This window comes from Mycobacterium sp. NGS22 (assembly GCF_059813095.1).
The window spans coordinates 217527-233335 of sequence record NZ_JCALDY010000007.1 but is presented as its reverse complement, the minus strand read 5'-3'; the positions used below and the strand labels follow the sequence as shown (position 1 = coordinate 233335).

The 15809-nt window shown below is 67.0% G+C and carries 16 protein-coding genes; 9 read left to right on the top strand and 7 right to left on the bottom strand.

The genetic code is table 11. The features are described 5' to 3' along the window. Positions 1–5: 5 nt before the first annotated feature. The 3 genes from AC5Y47_RS09390 to AC5Y47_RS09380 are packed head-to-tail and all read left to right on the top strand — an operon-like array spanning position 6 to position 2909. Positions 6–1688 carry a virulence factor Mce family protein gene (locus tag AC5Y47_RS09390; protein ID WP_499943654.1) on the top strand — a complete coding sequence of 561 codons (1683 nt, stop codon included), beginning with the start codon at positions 6–8 and terminating at the stop codon, positions 1686–1688. Positions 1689–1698: 10 nt separating this feature from the next. After that, complete coding sequence (locus AC5Y47_RS09385) at positions 1699–2418, top strand: Rv1363c family protein (protein WP_499943653.1); 720 nt, start codon at positions 1699–1701, stop codon at positions 2416–2418. Continuing rightward, complete coding sequence (locus AC5Y47_RS09380) at positions 2418–2909, top strand: mammalian cell entry protein (protein WP_499943652.1); 492 nt, start codon at positions 2418–2420, stop codon at positions 2907–2909. The genes AC5Y47_RS09385 and AC5Y47_RS09380 overlap by 1 nt, the downstream gene beginning before the upstream one ends. Positions 2910–2916: 7 nt before the next feature. On the opposite strand, the gene AC5Y47_RS09375 is transcribed toward AC5Y47_RS09380, so the two are convergent. The 3 genes from AC5Y47_RS09375 to AC5Y47_RS09365 all read right to left on the bottom strand — a co-directional run bounded on the left by AC5Y47_RS09375 (position 2917) and on the right by AC5Y47_RS09365 (position 5218). Beyond that, positions 2917–3495 (bottom strand): hypothetical protein, encoded by a 579-nt coding sequence (locus AC5Y47_RS09375; protein WP_499943651.1) that lies wholly within the window; start codon positions 3493–3495, stop codon positions 2917–2919. A gap of 68 nt (positions 3496–3563) precedes the next feature. Continuing rightward, the gene (locus tag AC5Y47_RS09370; protein WP_499943650.1) at positions 3564–5054 is read right to left on the bottom strand and encodes an alpha,alpha-trehalose-phosphate synthase (UDP-forming); all 1491 of its coding nucleotides are present in this window, start codon (positions 5052–5054) and stop codon (positions 3564–3566) included. Next, the gene (locus tag AC5Y47_RS09365) at positions 5054–5218 is read right to left on the bottom strand and encodes a hypothetical protein (protein ID WP_499943649.1); all 165 of its coding nucleotides are present in this window, start codon (positions 5216–5218) and stop codon (positions 5054–5056) included. Before AC5Y47_RS09365 ends, AC5Y47_RS09370 begins: the two co-directional genes overlap by 1 nt. 212 nt (positions 5219–5430) lie before the next feature. Between AC5Y47_RS09365 and AC5Y47_RS09360 the strand changes: the two genes are divergently transcribed. From AC5Y47_RS09360 to AC5Y47_RS09350, 3 genes are read left to right on the top strand one after another with little or no spacing between them, the layout of a single operon-like run. Further along, positions 5431–6366: an enoyl-CoA hydratase gene (locus AC5Y47_RS09360; RefSeq protein WP_499943647.1), complete on the top strand. Its 936-nt coding sequence runs from the start codon at positions 5431–5433 to the stop codon at positions 6364–6366. Between the two features lie 19 nt (positions 6367–6385). Beyond that, complete coding sequence (locus AC5Y47_RS09355) at positions 6386–7219, top strand: SDR family oxidoreductase (RefSeq protein WP_499943646.1); 834 nt, start codon at positions 6386–6388, stop codon at positions 7217–7219. Next, positions 7220–7987: an SDR family NAD(P)-dependent oxidoreductase gene (locus tag AC5Y47_RS09350; protein ID WP_499943645.1), complete on the top strand. Its 768-nt coding sequence runs from the start codon at positions 7220–7222 to the stop codon at positions 7985–7987. A gap of 190 nt (positions 7988–8177) precedes the next feature. Here AC5Y47_RS09350 and AC5Y47_RS09345 read toward each other — a convergent pair whose 3' ends face one another. From AC5Y47_RS09345 to AC5Y47_RS09330, 4 genes are all read right to left on the bottom strand, one after another. After that, on the bottom strand, positions 8178–9731 hold the full coding sequence (locus tag AC5Y47_RS09345; RefSeq protein ID WP_499943643.1) for an LCP family protein: 1554 nt from the start codon (positions 9729–9731) through the stop codon (positions 8178–8180). 250 nt (positions 9732–9981) lie between these two features. Beyond that, the gene (locus AC5Y47_RS09340) at positions 9982–10365 is read right to left on the bottom strand and encodes an integrase (RefSeq protein WP_499943642.1); all 384 of its coding nucleotides are present in this window, start codon (positions 10363–10365) and stop codon (positions 9982–9984) included. Beyond that, complete coding sequence (locus tag AC5Y47_RS09335; RefSeq protein ID WP_499943641.1) at positions 10362–10601, bottom strand: hypothetical protein; 240 nt, start codon at positions 10599–10601, stop codon at positions 10362–10364. Before AC5Y47_RS09335 ends, AC5Y47_RS09340 begins: the two co-directional genes overlap by 4 nt. A gap of 128 nt (positions 10602–10729) precedes the next feature. Further along, positions 10730–12130: an amidohydrolase family protein gene (locus AC5Y47_RS09330; RefSeq protein ID WP_499943640.1), complete on the bottom strand. Its 1401-nt coding sequence runs from the start codon at positions 12128–12130 to the stop codon at positions 10730–10732. A 135-nt stretch (positions 12131–12265) separates the two neighbouring features. Between AC5Y47_RS09330 and AC5Y47_RS09325 the strand changes: the two genes are divergently transcribed. The 3 genes from AC5Y47_RS09325 (at position 12266) to AC5Y47_RS09315 (ending at position 15777) form a co-directional block, all read left to right on the top strand. Then, positions 12266–12955 (top strand): GAP family protein, encoded by a 690-nt coding sequence (locus tag AC5Y47_RS09325; RefSeq protein WP_499943639.1) that lies wholly within the window; start codon positions 12266–12268, stop codon positions 12953–12955. A gap of 148 nt (positions 12956–13103) precedes the next feature. Further along, positions 13104–15347: a serine/threonine-protein kinase gene (locus AC5Y47_RS09320; RefSeq protein ID WP_499943638.1), complete on the top strand. Its 2244-nt coding sequence runs from the start codon at positions 13104–13106 to the stop codon at positions 15345–15347. Between the two features lie 271 nt (positions 15348–15618). Then, positions 15619–15777: a hypothetical protein gene (locus tag AC5Y47_RS09315; RefSeq protein WP_499943637.1), complete on the top strand. Its 159-nt coding sequence runs from the start codon at positions 15619–15621 to the stop codon at positions 15775–15777. Positions 15778–15809 lie beyond the last annotated feature (32 nt).

The window sequence follows — 15809 nt, the reverse complement described above, 5'->3', positions numbered from 1 at the left end:
CAAGGATGATCGACAGACTCACCAAGATTCAGCTATCCGTGTTTGCGGCCATCACCGTGATCACGCTCGTGGTGATGGCGATTTTCTACCTGCGTTTGCCGGCCACGTTCGGCATCGGAACCTACGGTGTGAGTGCTGATTTCGTGGCGGGAGGCGGTCTTTACAAGAACGCCAACGTCACTTACCGCGGTGTTGCGGTGGGCCGGGTCGAGTCGGTGGAACTCAACCCGAACGGCGTCACCGCCGAGATGCGGCTCAACAGTGGAACCCCGATTCCGGCCAACGTCACGGCCATGGTCAAGAGCGTGTCGGCGATCGGGGAGCAGTACATCGAGTTGACGCCGCCCAAGAACCCGGCGTCGGACAAGTTGCGCAACGGATCGAAAATCCACCGGAACAACACGCGTATCGGCCAGGACGTCGCCGATCTGTTGAAGAAGGCCGAAGCCTTGGTCGGCAGCCTGGGCGACACGCGGTTGCGTGAGGTACTGCATGAGGCGTTCGTTGCGACCAACGGCACCGGCCCGGAGTTGGCCAGGCTGATCGAATCGGCCCGGTTGCTGGTGGATGAGGCAAACACCAACTATCCACAGGTCTCGCAGCTGATCGATCAGGCCGGTCCGTTCCTGCAGGCCCAGGTGCGCGCCGGTGCTGATATCAGGTCACTGTCGGACGGTTTGGCGCGGTTGACCTCCGAAGTCCGGCGGGCCGACCCACAGTTGCGCGACACCCTTTCCACCGCACCGGACGCGATCGATCAGGCCAACGAGACGTTCACCGGCATCCGGCCGTCGTTCCCGGCGCTGGCGGCCAATATGGCCAATCTGGGCCGGGTGGGCGTCATCTACCACAAGACGATCGAGCAGCTGCTGGTGGTTTTCCCGGCGTTGTTTGCCGCGATCACCACGGCGGCCGGCGGTCAACCCCAGGATGAGGGCACCAAGCTGGACTTCAAGCTCGATCTCAACGACCCGCCGCAGTGCAACACGGGTTTCATACCCGCACCGCTGATCCGTACGCCCGCCGACGAAACGGTCCGCGAGATACCACGCGACCTGTACTGCAAGACCGCCCAGAACGACGCCAGCGCGGTGCGCGGTGCGCGCAACTATCCGTGTCAGGAATTTCCCGGCAAACGGGCACCCACCGTACAGCTGTGCCGGGACCCCCGCGGTTATGTGCCGATCGGCACCAACCCGTGGCGCGGACCCCCGATACCGTACGGGACCCCGGTGACCAACGGGCTGAACATCCTGCCGCCCAACCACTTTCCGTTCATACCGCCAGGAGCCGACCCGGATCCGGGTATCCCGATTGTCGGGCCGCCTCCGCCCGGGGTGATACCAGGCCCTGGCCCGGCGCCACACCAACCGGCCTACGACCCGCCGCCTCCCAACAACAGCGGGCCGCCGCCGGGCAACCCGTCGTACATGCCGCCGAACTATCCGCCGGTGCCACCTCAGCTTCCGTATCCGAAGTACCTCGAGCCGCCGGGGCCACCCCTTGGTACCGGCCCGGCGCCGGGCGCAGAGCCACAGGCCGGTGGTGCGGCCTACACCACCTATGACCCGACCACCGGCCGATTCAACGATCCCGCCGGCGGCACTGGTATCTTCGCGTCCGGCGTGACGGGCACGTCCGGCGCGGAGAATTGGGTGGACCTGATGCTTGCGCCCAAAGCGCTTTGACGAATTGCAGTTGGATTTGGTGTTGACAGATGACCAGTTGACGGCGCCGCGGGTGCGCCGCAAGGCCTCGCGCGCCGCGGGGCCCCCGAAAGCCGAATCGAACGGCACGGACCCGACCGAAGCCGCTGCCGAGACGGTCGTCGCCGAGCCCAAGGTCGAACGCTCGGTCAAGCTGAGCAAGCCGGCGGGCAAGCTCCGCCCGCCGCGGCGCCGACCGGCCCATACCCGGCTCGTCGGCTGGATCTCGTTCGCGGCCGCGTTGCTGGCGATTGCCGTCCTGGCTTCGGGCGTCGCGGCCCTGTTTGTCCAGCACGGGCACGCCAATGCGCGGCAGGCCCGTGAGCAGCGGTTCGTCGACGCCGGCGCGCAGACCGTGGTCAACATGTACAGCTACACGCCGGACACCATCGACGAGTCGGTGAACCGGTTTGTCAACGGCACCAGCGGCCCGCTACGGAGCAAGTTCGGCAGCGAGAACATCGAGTTCCTCAAGAGCCTGTACCGCAAGACCAATGCGACGTCGGAAGCCGTCGTCAACGGCGCCGCGCTGGAAGCCATCGACGAGGTCAGCGGCAACGCGTCGGTGCTGGTGTCGGTGCGGGTGACCGTCGCCGACATCGACGGCGTCAACAAACCGTCCGAGCCCTACCGGTTGCGGGTCGTCGTGCACGAGGACGACGCCGGCCGGATGACCGGCTACGACCTGATGTACCCCAACGGGGGCAACTGATGCGATGGCTGCGGCGGCTGTTCACAGCCGCCGCGATCCTGGCGATCGCAGTGGTGGTGGGGTTGTCGGCGGTCGGCGGCTGGTTCTACTGGGATCGGGTCGAGGCGCGCGGCGCGCAGGCCGCCCGTGAGACCCTGCCGAAGCTGGCCGAGAAGGAGATCCCGCAGGTCTTCGGTTATGACTTCCAGACCGTCGAGCGCACCCTGACCGACGCGTTCCCACTGTTGACTCCCGCCTACCGACAGGAGTTCAAGAAGGGCGTCAACGAGAAGATCATCCCGGAGGCCAAGAAACGCGAAGTGGTAGTGCAGGCCAGCGTTGTGGGCGTGGGAGTCATTGCCGCTCAACGGAATTCGGCTACGGTCATGGTGTACATGAACCGCATCGTGACCGACAAGACGCGCCAGCCCATCTACGACGGCAGCCGGCTACGGGTGGAGTTTCAGCGGATCGACGGCAAGTGGCTGATCGCTCATATCGCACCGATCTGAGTCGATCTCAGAAACAAATTGCAATTTCGTTGCACCGCAAGGGGTAACGCTCGACTGGGCTGGGCGCCGGTCCGGTCAACGCCAGCGAAAACGGTTCCTTGCGCATACCGGGCTGGAGGCCGCACACCGCGTCGTTGAGGATGGTGTGGGTGCCGCTCATGGTCTCGTCGCTGAACGCGTAAGTTTCGTTGGTTGCGGCGAATCCGCCGCCCGGGCACGCAATGCCTTCCGATTTCTTCACATCGAAGCTCCACAGCATGCTGCTCATCCGGGCCCGCCCGCTGAAGTTCTGGATATGCTCGGCGCGGGTGTTGTTCGCCGGAGTCGTGGCGACCACGTTCAGTGCGCAGTTCATCGCTATCACGATCGGGTCCGAATAGTCGTTCATATTGCGGGTTCCCGACGGCTGAGCGCACAACGTCGTGATCGCCCAGACAGCACCGGACACCCCGGCCTCGTTGAGGGCATAGTTACCGTCGGCCGGCGGCCCGAGCGCGTAGGCAGGGCTGTCGGAATCCAACGCCATTCCTACTGCGACAGTCGCGCTGGCGACGGCGCCGATGGCAAGTCCGCGACGGATTCTCACATCAAACTCCTCTACCGTGCTCTTGCTGCATCTGAGTATCACAGCGTTTCGGCGGCAACACCATGGGTTCAGTCAGAGCCGTCGGGACGCGATTCGGTCAGTGCGTCCAGAAACGCCCTGGCCCAGCGGTCCACGTCGTGGGCGAGCACCTGGCGCCGCAGTGCCCGCATCCGGCGCCGACCCTCCTCCTCGGACTGGTTGAGTGCCGCCTCGATCGCATCCTTGACGCGTTCGAGGTCGTGCGGGTTGACCAGATAGGCCTGCCGCAATTCGGCTGCGGCACCGGTGAATTCCGACAGCACCAGGGCGCCGCCCAGGTCGCTGCGGCAGGCGACGTACTCCTTGGCGACCAGGTTCATGCCGTCGCGCAACGGGGTGACCAGCATGACGTCGCTGGCCACGAAGAACGCGACGAGTTCATCACGCGGGACCGGCCGGTGCAGGTAGTGCACCACCGGATGGCCGACTTCGGCGTACTCGCCGTTGATGTGGCCGACCTGACGCTCGATGTCGTTGCGCAGAATCTGGTAGCTCTCCACGCGCTCGCGGCTGGGTGTGGCCAGCTGGATCAGCACGGTGTCGTCGCGTTTGGCACGCCCTTCGGCGAGCAACTCGTCGAGCGCCTTGAGCCGCACGTCGATGCCCTTGGTGTAGTCCAGCCGGTCCACCCCCAGCAAGATCTTGCGGGGGTTGCCCAGCTCGGCCCGGATCTCGCGGGCGCGGCGTTTGATGTTGCGGTCGCGCGCGGCCTGATCCAGCGCGCCGGAGTCGATGGAGATGGGAAAGGCACCTACCCGGATGTTGCGGTTCTCGAACTGCACTTCACCGAAACGGGAGCGCACCCCGACAGCGCCGCGTGAGGTCTCGGCCCCCATCAACCGCCGCGACAGGATCAGGAAGTTCTGGGCACCGCCGGCCAGGTGGAAGCCCACCAGGTCGGCCCCCAGCAACCCTTCGATGATCTCGGTGCGCCAGGGCAACTGCATGAACAATTCCACCGGCGGGAACGGAATGTGGAGGAAGAAACCGATCGTCAGATCCGGGCGCAGTTCGCGCAGCATCTTGGGCACCAGCTGCAGCTGGTAGTCCTGCACCCAGACGGTGCCGCCCTTGGCGGCGGCCCGGGAGGTGGCTTCGGCGAACCGGCGGTTGACGTCGACATAGCGTTCCCACCAGGTGCGGTGGTAGATCGGCTTGACGATGACGTCGTGGTACAGCGGCCACAGGGTGGCGTTGGAAAAGCCTTCGTAGTAGTCCGCGACGTCCTCGGCGCTCAGCCGGACCGGATAGAGCTGAAGGTCGTCCTGGACGATCGGAGCATCCTGGGTATCGATATCGGAATCCACCACGCCGGGCCAGCCGATCCAGGCGCCGCGCCGTTTGCGCAGCAACGGCTCCAAGGCGGTGACCAGGCCGCCCGGGCTGCGTTTCCAGCTGGTGGTGCCGTCGGGGAGCCGTTCCTGATCGACCGGCAGGCGGTTGGCGACGACGACGAAGTCAGAGTCGCCGTAGCCGGCGGAGGGGGGCGCTTTGGAGGTACGGCCGCCTCTGGCAGCCATTAGCCGTCGAGCTTCGCCGGCCCAATACCGAGCATGGACAAGAAGACGCGGCACTCGTCGGCGTCGTTGGCGTAGGCGGCGACAACGCGTCGGGCCTGGCTCGCGGTGCTGTCGGCCAGCGGTTCCACGTCGCCGATTTCGCCATGGTCGGTCTTAGTAGGCATCCCACAACTGTAAGGGACGTCACGTTGCAGCTCGCCATGAGCATCCGTTGTCCGCTTCCGGTGAGGGTGCACAGATGTCCGCGGACAGGCCGGACGGGCCGGCATTCTGCGCACGCTCGGCCGCTCGACGTCACGTTGGCCCCAGCGATGGTCCGCTACAGACTGTCCGTAATGTGTAAACACCTAGCCCGTGACAATGTGAGGTGGGCCCAATGACACTCTCCGATCAGGACAGCGCCGAAGCACAGGCCTACGAGCCCCCCGAGCTGGTGGCCTACGAAACCCTCGACGAGGGACGCATCGCGCGGATCTGGTTGAACCGGCCCGCCGAACACAACGCGCAGAACCGCACCCTGCTGGTCCAGCTGGACGAGGCTTTCCTGCGCGCCGAGGCCGACGACACGGTGCGGGTGATCATCCTGGGTGCGCGCGGGCGCAACTTCTCCGCCGGTCACGATCTGGGTTCTGAGGCGGCGCTGGCCGAGCGCAAACCGGGACCGACGCAGCACCCCACGTTCCGCGCCTACGGCGCCACCCTGGAGCCGATCGTGGAGAAGCTGTATCACCAGGAATGGCACTTCTTCTTCGAGAACACCACCCGCTGGCGCGATCTGCGCAAGATCACCATCGCCCAGGTGCAGGGCAACGCGATCTCGGCGGGGCTGATGCTGATCTGGGCCTGCGATCTGATCGTCGCGGCCGACAACGCGAAGTTCAGCGACGTGGTCGCGGTGCGTCTGGGTATGCCGGGCGTCGAATACTATGCCCACCCTTGGGAATTCGGGGCGCGTAAGGCCAAAGAGCTGCTGCTGACCGGTGATTCGCTGGACGCCGACGAAGCCTACCGACTGGGCATGGTGTCCAAGGTCTTCCCGGTCGACGAACTCGACGAGAAGACACTGGAATTCGCGCGGCGCATCGCCGAGCGGCCGACGATGGCCTCGCTACTGGTGAAGGCGTCGGTCAACGCGGCGTCGGACGCAATGGGATTCACCGAGGCGCTGCGGCACGCGTTCCACATCCATGAGCTCGGTCACGCGCACTGGGCCGCCCACAACGAGAACAGAGCGCCTGTCGGTCTGCCGCCCGACGTCGAGGATTGGCGCACCGCTCGACCGACCCAGGTCGCGCGCCGCGATCAGCCGTAACTCACCGAAAGGGATCTCAGTGCAGCTTTCTTTTCAGGACCGGACGTATCTGGTCACCGGCGGGGGAAGCGGTATCGGCAAGGCGGTAGCGACCGGACTGGTGGACGGTGGGGCGTCCGTGCTGATCGTGGGCCGCAGCGCCGACCGGCTGGCCGAAGCCGTCGAGGAGATCGAGGGGCTGCAACTGCCCGGCTCGATCCGCTACGAACCCGCCGATGTCACCAACGAAGACGAGGTCACCCGGGCGGTCGACGCCGCGACGGCCTGGCACGGCCGGCTGCACGGCGCCGTGCACAGCGCCGGTGGTTCGCTGACCATCGGGCCCCTGACCCACACCGACTCGGAGGCCTGGCGCCGCACGGTCGACCTGAACGTCAACGGCACCATGTACGTGCTCAAGCACGTCGCGCGGGAGTTGGTGCGCGGCGGGGGCGGGTCGTTCGTGGCGATCTCGTCCATCGCCGCCAGCAACACCCACCGCTGGTTCGGGCCGTACGGCGTCACCAAGTCGGCCATCGACCACATGATGCAGCTGGCCGCCGACGAACTCGGGGCGTCGTGGGTGCGCGCGAACAGCATCCGTCCCGGCCTGATCCGTACCGATCTGGTCGACGCCAGTGTCATCCAGTCACCGGAGATCAGCGGCGACTATGCGCTGTGTACACCGCTGCCGCGGGTCGGTGAGGTCGAGGACGTGGCGAACCTGGCCATGTTCCTGCTCAGCGATGCCGCCAGTTTCATCACCGGGCAGTGCATCAACGTCGACGGCGGACACATGGTGCGTCGCGGTCCGGACTACTCGTCGATGATGGAACAGATGTTCGGCGCCGACGCGCTGCGCGGCGTGGTCTGAATGCAGCGCCTGGACGGCCGACGGATCCTGGTGACCGGCGCCGGGTCGGGCATCGGCCGGGCCACGGCGTCCCGGCTTCTCGACGAGGGCGCGCTGGTGGTGGGCGCCGACATCGCCACCGAGGCGCTGGGGGCCCTGTCCAGCGACCGTCTCACCGTGCTCGAGATGAACGTCGCCGACGAGCGCTCGGTGGTCGACGGGGTGCGTTCGGCCGTCGAGACACTCGGCGGCCTGGACTCCGTGGTCAACGCGGCCGGGATCCTGCGCGCCGCCCACACCCACCAGACCGGCCTGGATCTGTGGAACCAAATCCTCGCCGTCAACCTGACCGGAACGTTCCTGGTGGTCCGCGAAGCGCTGCCGGCGCTACTGGAGAACGCCCGCAGCTCCGTGGTGAACTTCAGCTCCACCTCGGCGACCTTCGCCCATCCGTACATGGCGGCCTACGCCGCCAGCAAGGGCGGCGTGCAGGCGTTCACCCATTCGCTGGCGCTGGAGTACGCCGCCGCCGGGCTGCGCGCGGTGTGTGTTGCGCCGGGCAGCATCAAAACCGGCATCACCGACGCCACCGGCGGCTACATCCCCAAGGACGCCAACTGGTCGTTGTTCGGCAGGCTGCTGCCGATCCTGCCCACCACGGAAACCTCCAGCGGCACCGGTATGGCCGACCCGGCCGTCGTCGCCGGGGTCATCGCGATGCTGGTCTCCGAGGACGGCGCGTTCATCAGCGGTACCGAGATCCGCATCGACGGCGGCACGCACGCTTAGCTCGCTTCGCCGAGCGTCACGCCAGCGTGGCGTTGAGCGCCGAGCGTCACGCCAGAGTGGCGTTGAGCGTCGAGCGTCGAGCGTCGAGCGTTGAGTGTCGAGCGTCACGCCAGAGTGGCGTTGAGCGTCGAGCGTCACGCCAGAGTGGCGTTGAGCGCCGAGCGTCACGCCAGCGTGACCGGAAACGCGGCTAGTTGACGCAGGGCACGCCGCCGCCGTCGATCGGCTTGCCGCGATCCGGCGTGGGGTAAGGAGTGAAAGCGCCGTTGTAGTAATAGCCGCTGGACGTGGTCGTCGTGGTGGACGTGGTCGACGCAGAGGCGGTGGTCTCTTCGGCGGCCGGCAGCGAGAAGTTGGTGTCCACGGTCACCCGGACGTGACCCGGTGCGACGCTGGTGTCCGGCTGTTTGGCGGCGTCGACGCCCAGCAGCGTGGCCAGACTCTGCGCCTCGGCTTCCGCACCGCTGCCGTACTGGATTGTGGTGGTCGTCGGGTCCCCCGCCTGGCGGTCGCGGACCTGCCCCGCGGTGAAGCCGCGCTTCTTCAACGCGCTGGACAGCTGAGTGGCCATGCCGCTGATGGCGCCGGCGTTGACCACGTCGACGACGGTCGACGGATTGGGTTTGGCGCTGGTGGTGACCGGAGCGGCGGACGGGGCCGGCGCGGTCCCGATCGCCGCGGCGATCTCCGCTTTGATCGCGGCCGGGTCGATGATGTTGACGTCGGCACCGTCGATGTTGTCGTAGCGCACCACCGGCAGCGTCCGGAACTCGACGTTGCCGCCGGCAAGTTCGCCCATGCGGCGGAACAGGCTCTCGTCCCAGCCGGCGGACAGCACCACGTCCTTGCGGGCCACCGCCATCAGGCTGTTCAGCCGATCGAGGTCGGTGAATGTGCCCGAACTCTGCAGATCGTGCATGACCGAGGACAAAAACGCCTGCTGACGGTGCGTGCGGTCCAGGTCCCCGTTTTCCAGGCCGTGCCGTTGCCGGACGAACGACAACGCCTGGGAAGCGTCGAGACGCTGCCGCCCGGCCGGGAAGTCGGCCCCGGAGTACGAGTCGTAGACGGGATGGTTCAGGCATACGTCGACGCCGCCCAGCGTCTGGGCCAGGTCGTAGAAGCCGGCCAGGTTGATCTCGGCGAAATAATCGATCGGGACGCCGGTCAGGCTGCGCACCGCGCGCAGGGTTGCCGCACGGCCCGCTTCTCGGCCCCGGGCCTCGAGTTCGCGCTGCGAGATCGAGCCCTGGTTGGCGAGCTGGTTGGCGACGTACTGCTTGGTCAGCCCGTAGGCCTCCTTGATCTTGATGTGGTTGTATCCCGGAACGCCGTTGAAGGCCACCCAGTCGTCCCGGGGGATCGAGAAGGCGACGACTTTTCCGTCCGCGCTGACGTGCACCAGGATCAGCGTGTTGGTGTTGTAGCCGCCCTGGTCGGAGTCGCCGGCATGCAGATGTTTGAGGATCGACCAGGGCAGGTCGTTGCCTTCCTGGTCTTTGCGGGAGTCCAGCCCGATCAACAGGATGTTCATGTTGTTGCCGGTGGACCGCGGGTCCTCGGCGGTCAGCGCCCGCGAAATCGTGATGCCGCCCAGCGCGCCGTGGGCCACCCAGTAGCCCGCCCCGGTCATCCCCACGGCTATCGCCGAGGCGAGGGTCATCAAGGTCCGCGACAGCCGTCTGCGGATCTTCGACGGCTGCTTGACGGCACGGTGCCGGTGCGCACCGCCGGAACGCGCCACTACCGCCCTCGACCAACCACCAGCCAACCGGCTGGCCCCCGGCCAGCGGTTTGCGGTGCAGTCGTCAAAGGCATGACGTCCAGTATGCGGCAGATTGCTGCGGAGCTCCCACTCCAGTTGTAACGATGTGGGCAGACTCACCCGCTTACCAGGTCAGAAGCGTCTCGGCGGCAATTTTCGGCCAGCCGTACGTTCTGGCTGCAATTCGCCAAACCCGGCTCGGCCGGATGCAGTTCGCCGCGCAGGTGAGTCAGCAGTACTGATAGTCGATGTGCCAGCGGCCGTTGACGTAGTCGGCCACGAAATGGCCGCCCAGGCCCGGATTGCTGTCGTTGATGTTTCCGGCACCCCCGGTGTTGGGTGTGAAGCCGGGCGGATCCCAGGTGACCGACCGCGGATCTGCCGGTGAGTCCGGGGTGCAACCGGCCTGCTTGGCGACATAGCCGTCGATGATCCGGCGCTCCGCGGTGGCCTGGTCGCCGCCGTCGGCTGGGGGATCGGCCGGGCACAGGTAGCTTGCTCCGCAGAAGTTCTCGCTGGTGGTCACCAGGGCCACGTCGGGTACCGGTACTGCCGCCACGGAGCCACCGAGCATCATCGCCACCGCGACCAGCCCCGCGATACGTGCGTTCATCGGGCCCTCTCGATCTCCTCGCCGGAGGTGTAATACACCGGGATATCGACTCCGGTCATGACCTCGATCATGAATACCCCGAACGGTTCGACTTCGTAGTAGTAATGCACGCCGCCCTCAGCGTCCACCGCGGTGGCGCAGGTGCGCCCCGGCGCACCGCAGCGCTGCTTGATCGGCATGGCCAGCGCCGCGATCACCACCACCGCGACGATCCCGATCACCAGCGACGCTCTCATCCGAACGCGGACCTCGCTTCGCCCAGGGTGTGCACTTCACGCAGTCTAGTGATTCCGGCGCGGCCTTGACGGGTGTCTGTCACCAGCTCCCGCGAGGTCTACGAGCGTCAGGCAGCCGACAGGTCCCGTCACTCCAGCCGTCGTCCCTGCACATACGTCCCCGCGATCGACGTCTCGCGAATCCCCATCAGCAACCCGAACAGCGTCTGGTCCCGCGCCATGACCGGATCGTCGGCCCGCACCCCATGACTCAGCGAGGCTTCCAGCGCCGGCGTACGGCGCGGGTCGACCACCACGAAGTCGGCTTCTTTGCCGACGTCGAAGTTGCCGAAGCGGTCCTCCATGTCCAGTGCCCGCGCACCGCCGAAGGTTCCCAGGAACAGCATTTGCGCCGGATGCATCGACACACCCGCGTCGCCCGGCTCGGAGATGTGCACCTTGAACGCCGCCCCGACCACCTGGGGAATGAGCCACTCGTCGCCGCCGCCGAAGTCCGTCCCGGCGGAGATGTTCACGCCCGACGCAACCGTCCGCAGCCACGGCATCGTGCCCGATCCCAGGAACTGCTGGGAGATCGGGCAGTGCGCGATCGAGGTGCCGGTCTCGGCCATCCGCGCCAGTTCGACGTCCTGACAGTGCACCGCGTGCGCCATGATGCTGCGTCGCCCGAGCATGCTCGACCCGCCGACGGCCGACCCCGGCAGGAACCTGCCGTCGTAGGTGTCCAGGTAGGAGTGGACCTGATAGGCGTCCTTGGTCTCGTCGACCTCGCCGGTGCCGGGACGGTTGTTCTCGTTGAGGTGGCTGTGGAAGTACACACCGTCGTCGCGCACCGAGTCATACAGTTCGCCGAGGCTTTTCAACGTTCGTGTGCTGACCGCCAGGGAGAACCTCGGAACGATGGCGACGTGCAGGCGCGCGGTGCGCACGTCCCCGGTGTCGGCCGCGTGCCACTTGTCGATCTCGGCTCTGGTCAGCCGGATGGCGTCGTCTTCCGACGTGATCAGCGCAGCGGCCGCCGCGGGACCGCCGGTCTGGATGCCGCGTCCGCTGACGATCCGCAGACCGCGGCGCGCGGTCTCCTCGAACAGCGCGTCCTGGGCGTGCGGGAACGCGGATCCGAACACCATCGCCGCCGTCGTGCCCACCGCGATGCGGCGGTCGCAGAACTCGGCCGCCGCCCGTCGCGCGAAAGCCGGATCGGCGTAACGGGATTCGGACGGGTACATGCACAGCGTCAGCCACTCCAACAGCTGACCGCCGCCGTAGGAGGCGCCGGCGTAGGTCTGCGGGAAGTGCACATGGGTGTCCACGAAACCCGGCAGCAGGAACCCGGGCCGATGATCGGACACCGGCCCGGTCCGATACCGATCCGGGATGTCCTCTCGTTCTCCGCAGAACGCAACACGGCCGTCGTCGCCAATCACCAACGCGCCGTCGGGAATCGACACCAGAGCGGCGGCCGCATCGGTCACCAGCGGCGCACCGGAGAGATGGAAAATGTGCCCGAGATGCACCTGACTTGCCACGTGAATCCTCCTCCGCCGGAGCTTTGCCGGAGCAGAAAGCCCACCGTGCCGGATCATCGCACGCGGCGCTCCCGGATCGGACGTTTGCGGCGGCGACACTCATCCGCGCCCGTTCGGTGCCGGTCCGGAGGTTCAATGCGAAGATTGCTGCCCGTGACAGGAATCTGGACGTCATTGCTTGCCAAGCTCGTCCCGCTGGCCCTGGTCATCGCGGTCTCGCCGTTGACGATCATCCCCGCGGTGCTGGTTTTGCACGCCCCGCGGCCGCGACCGACGGCTCTGGCGTTCCTCGGCGGCTGGGTGTTGGGCCTGGCGGCGCTGACCGGGATTTTCGTCACCGGCTCCGGTCTTTTCGCCGGCCTGCACAAAGCGCCGCCGACCTGGGCTTCCTGGTTGCGGGTGGTGCTGGGCTCGGTGCTGATCCTGTTCGGCGTCTACCGCTGGCTGACCCGAAACCGGGAATCCGCGACGCCGCGGTGGATGCGGGCGTTCGACACCATCAGCCCCAGGCGTGCCGGCATCGTCGCCCTGGTGCTGACCGTGGTGCGGCTCGAGGTGTCGCTGCTGTGCCTGGCGGGCGGGCTGGCCATCGGAACCAGCCCGCTGGATGTCGGCGGAAAGTGGTTCTTCGCCGCGGTCTTCGTCGTTCTCTCGGCCTCGACGGTCGCCATCCCCATCGTGGGCTACCTCAGCGCCGGCGACCGTCTGGACGACAAGCTCACCCGGCTCAAGGACTGGATGGAGACCAACCACGCCGCAATGCTGGCCGTCGTCCTGGTGTTGATCGGTGCCATGGTGCTGCACAACGGAATCAGCGCGCTGTAATCGCGGCGCGAGGTCCCGCCGCCGCGGGTTTCAGCAGGCGGACGAGCTATCCCGCGTTCCCCATTTCGTGCTTAGCTAAGTAACCAGTGGGCGCGCCGGCCCGCGCGGCTCTACTGTTGACCTACCAAAGTTCGCTTGAGGGGGCGGAGTGCAGGGCACGACCTTCGGCCGCTACCGGTTCATCGAGCTGCTGGGCCGCGGCGGCATGGGCGAGGTCTGGCGCGCCTACGACACTGAGACCCAGCGCGTCGTTGCCGTGAAAGTGCTGCCCGCCAATCTGGCCAACGACCCCACCTTCGAACAGCGTTTCCGCCGGGAAGCGCTGGCGGCGGCAGGCCTCAACGACCCGCACGTGGTGCCGATCCACCATTTCGGCGAGATCGAGGGTCGTCTCTATGTCGACATGCGCCTCGTCGTCGGCCGAGATCTGCAGGCGATCATCGCCGAAGGGGCGCTCGAACCAGAACGTGCGGTCAACATCATCGAGCAGATCGCCTCCGCGCTGCGTTCCGCGCACCGGATCGGGTTGGTGCACCGCGACGTCAAGCCGTCCAACATCCTGGTCACCGAAGACGACTTCGCCTATCTGATCGATTTCGGCATCGCCCGCTCGGCGGGGGATTCGCACATGACCGGCACCGGCAACGTGATCGGTACCTGGGCCTATATGGCACCGGAGCGGGTGACCAGCGGCCAGACCGATCCACGTGGCGACACCTACGCACTCGGATGCGTACTGCACGAGTGCCTGACGGGCGAGCAGCCGTTCCCCGGGAACAGCCTGGAACAACAGATCGGCGGCCATCTGAGTCTGCCGCCGCCGAGGCCGTCGACCATGCGTCGCGGTATCCCCGAAGAGCTGGACAACGTGGTGGCCACCGCGATGGCCAAAAGCCCTGATCAGCGCTACCCGACGGTGACCGAGATGGCGGCGGCGGCGCGGGAGGCGGTCACCGGGACCCGGCCCATTCCGCTGCGCCGGCCCGAACCGGTGCAGCAACGGACCCAGCTGGCCCCACCGCCGCCCGGTCCGCCGCGGCAGCCGCCACCGGGCCGTGGACCCGGACGCGTCGACCAGGGGCAGCGACGTCCCCCGCCGGACCAGCGCCGCCCGCCTGGTGGGCCTGCCCCGTACCGGCCGCCGAGTGACCCGAACCAGTACCGCCCGGCCGGCCCCGGCCCCGACCCCGGCCACCAGCGGCCGGCCCCCGCGCAGCGGCCGGGCCCGGATCCGAGTCTGCGCCGGCCCCCCACCGATCCGACCCAGCGCCGCCCGGCCGCCGATCCGGTCCCGTACGTCCCGAGCAGCGACGACGCCACTCAGTACCGTGCGACAAGTGAGCCGGCCACGCCGGTCCCGTTTCAGGCGGTGCCCGAGGAGAAGGCCGGCCCCGACAAGCCGCCCCCGAAACGGCGCCGTACGCCGCTGATCCTGGCCGGTGCGGGGGTGCTGCTGACCGTCATCGTTGTCGTCGCCGCGGTCGTGTTGACCGGCGGTGGCGGCAGCACCGGCAGCTCCGGGCACACCACCGAGCATTCCGGCGCCGCCCAACCGACCCAGCTCACCGACAGCGGCCCGTTCACCGGCACCTACACCGCGGACTTCGGTCCCAAGGTCTCGTTGGCCGGCAAGGAGGTGCCCAACTCCGAGCCGCCGGGCCAGGAGACCTGGCTGCTGCGTTCGGCGTGCAACGCCAACGGGACCGAGTGCGTCGCCACCGCGCAACGAACCGACGGACTCTACAACCACACGCCGAAACTGATCTTCGACGACGTTCGGGGCCGCTGGATCGCTGTCGCCCTGGAAGGCGGCAAATGCAACGACAAGAGCATCGAGAAGTGGAACTACGTCTGGCTGCAGCCACATGCCGACGGGACGATGGTCGGTGAATGGATCACCGACTCGCTGGATTGCTACAGCAAACGAACGGTGACGTTCACCCGCAGCGGCGACGCGGATCTGTCCAGCCTGGCCAACCCCGCTGAGCTGCCGGCCAGGGTGGTGTCCCCAGGTCAGGCACTGCACGGCTTCTACCACCTGCTGACCACCTACACCGGCCCGAACGCCCCGAAACCGCAGGAAGCCGACTACAACGTGGACACCTTCTGTCTGCGCACCGGCGACCGGTGTAACAGCCGATTCGTCCGGAACGGGTCCAGCGGGACCCAGCTGCTGCTGTTCGCCGATAACGCCTGGATCCGGGACGACGAATACGATGCCGCCTGTCCGGCCGGCGGCACCTCGCACGTGCGGATCAAGGGCGACTTCCCGCTCCCGGAGCCGGCTCAGGATCCGATCACGCTGCTTACCGGTAGCGGTACCAAAGATGAATCCGGCAGCTCCTGTAAGGGCGGCCCGTACGACATGAAGTTCACCCGCACCGGCGGATGAGATGACGGCGGATGAGACGCCGGTTACCTCTGTTTTGAAACGCACCTGACGCGGGTAGGCAAACCTGGCGAAGGGAGGTGTGGTCAGTGACCGACGAACCCCAGACACCCGAGCGGGGCACGCCGCAAGAGACACCCGAACGGATCACGCCCGCGGAAACGCCGGAGAGGTTGAGGCCGGCCGAGTCCCCGGAGCGACTGACGCCACAAGATCCGCCCGAGCGTTTGACGCCGGGCTAGGTCGATACGAACGAGAACGGAGGCATTGGTAGATGCGCGCTGAAGAAGGCGACGAAACGGTCAAGGATTACGCCGCGGAGGGCGAGCAGACCCTGAACAGGATCAAGGATTCCCAGCGCTCGTCGGGAAATCCGGTGAGCAGGATCGTTCGGTGGCTGAGGGATCGAGTGCCCGGCGGTTCACGAACCTGATCTGTTTCCGCGAGTAGTCGGGCGGGTACTGA

Coding starts and splice junctions, on each gene's coding strand:
- AC5Y47_RS09365 (WP_499943649.1), bottom strand. CDS start 5,218: ATGCCTACTAAGACCGACCATGGCGAAATCGGCGACGTGGAACCGCTG.
- AC5Y47_RS09380 (WP_499943652.1), top strand. CDS start 2,418: ATGCGATGGCTGCGGCGGCTGTTCACAGCCGCCGCGATCCTGGCGATC.
- AC5Y47_RS09390 (WP_499943654.1), top strand. CDS start 6: ATGATCGACAGACTCACCAAGATTCAGCTATCCGTGTTTGCGGCCATC.
- AC5Y47_RS09370 (WP_499943650.1), bottom strand. CDS start 5,054: ATGGCTGCCAGAGGCGGCCGTACCTCCAAAGCGCCCCCCTCCGCCGGC.
- AC5Y47_RS09315 (WP_499943637.1), top strand. CDS start 15,619: ATGCGCGCTGAAGAAGGCGACGAAACGGTCAAGGATTACGCCGCGGAG.
- AC5Y47_RS09340 (WP_499943642.1), bottom strand. CDS start 10,365: ATGAACGCACGTATCGCGGGGCTGGTCGCGGTGGCGATGATGCTCGGT.
- AC5Y47_RS09350 (WP_499943645.1), top strand. CDS start 7,220: ATGCAGCGCCTGGACGGCCGACGGATCCTGGTGACCGGCGCCGGGTCG.
- AC5Y47_RS09325 (WP_499943639.1), top strand. CDS start 12,266: ATGCGAAGATTGCTGCCCGTGACAGGAATCTGGACGTCATTGCTTGCC.
- AC5Y47_RS09360 (WP_499943647.1), top strand. CDS start 5,431: ATGACACTCTCCGATCAGGACAGCGCCGAAGCACAGGCCTACGAGCCC.
- AC5Y47_RS09335 (WP_499943641.1), bottom strand. CDS start 10,601: ATGAGAGCGTCGCTGGTGATCGGGATCGTCGCGGTGGTGGTGATCGCG.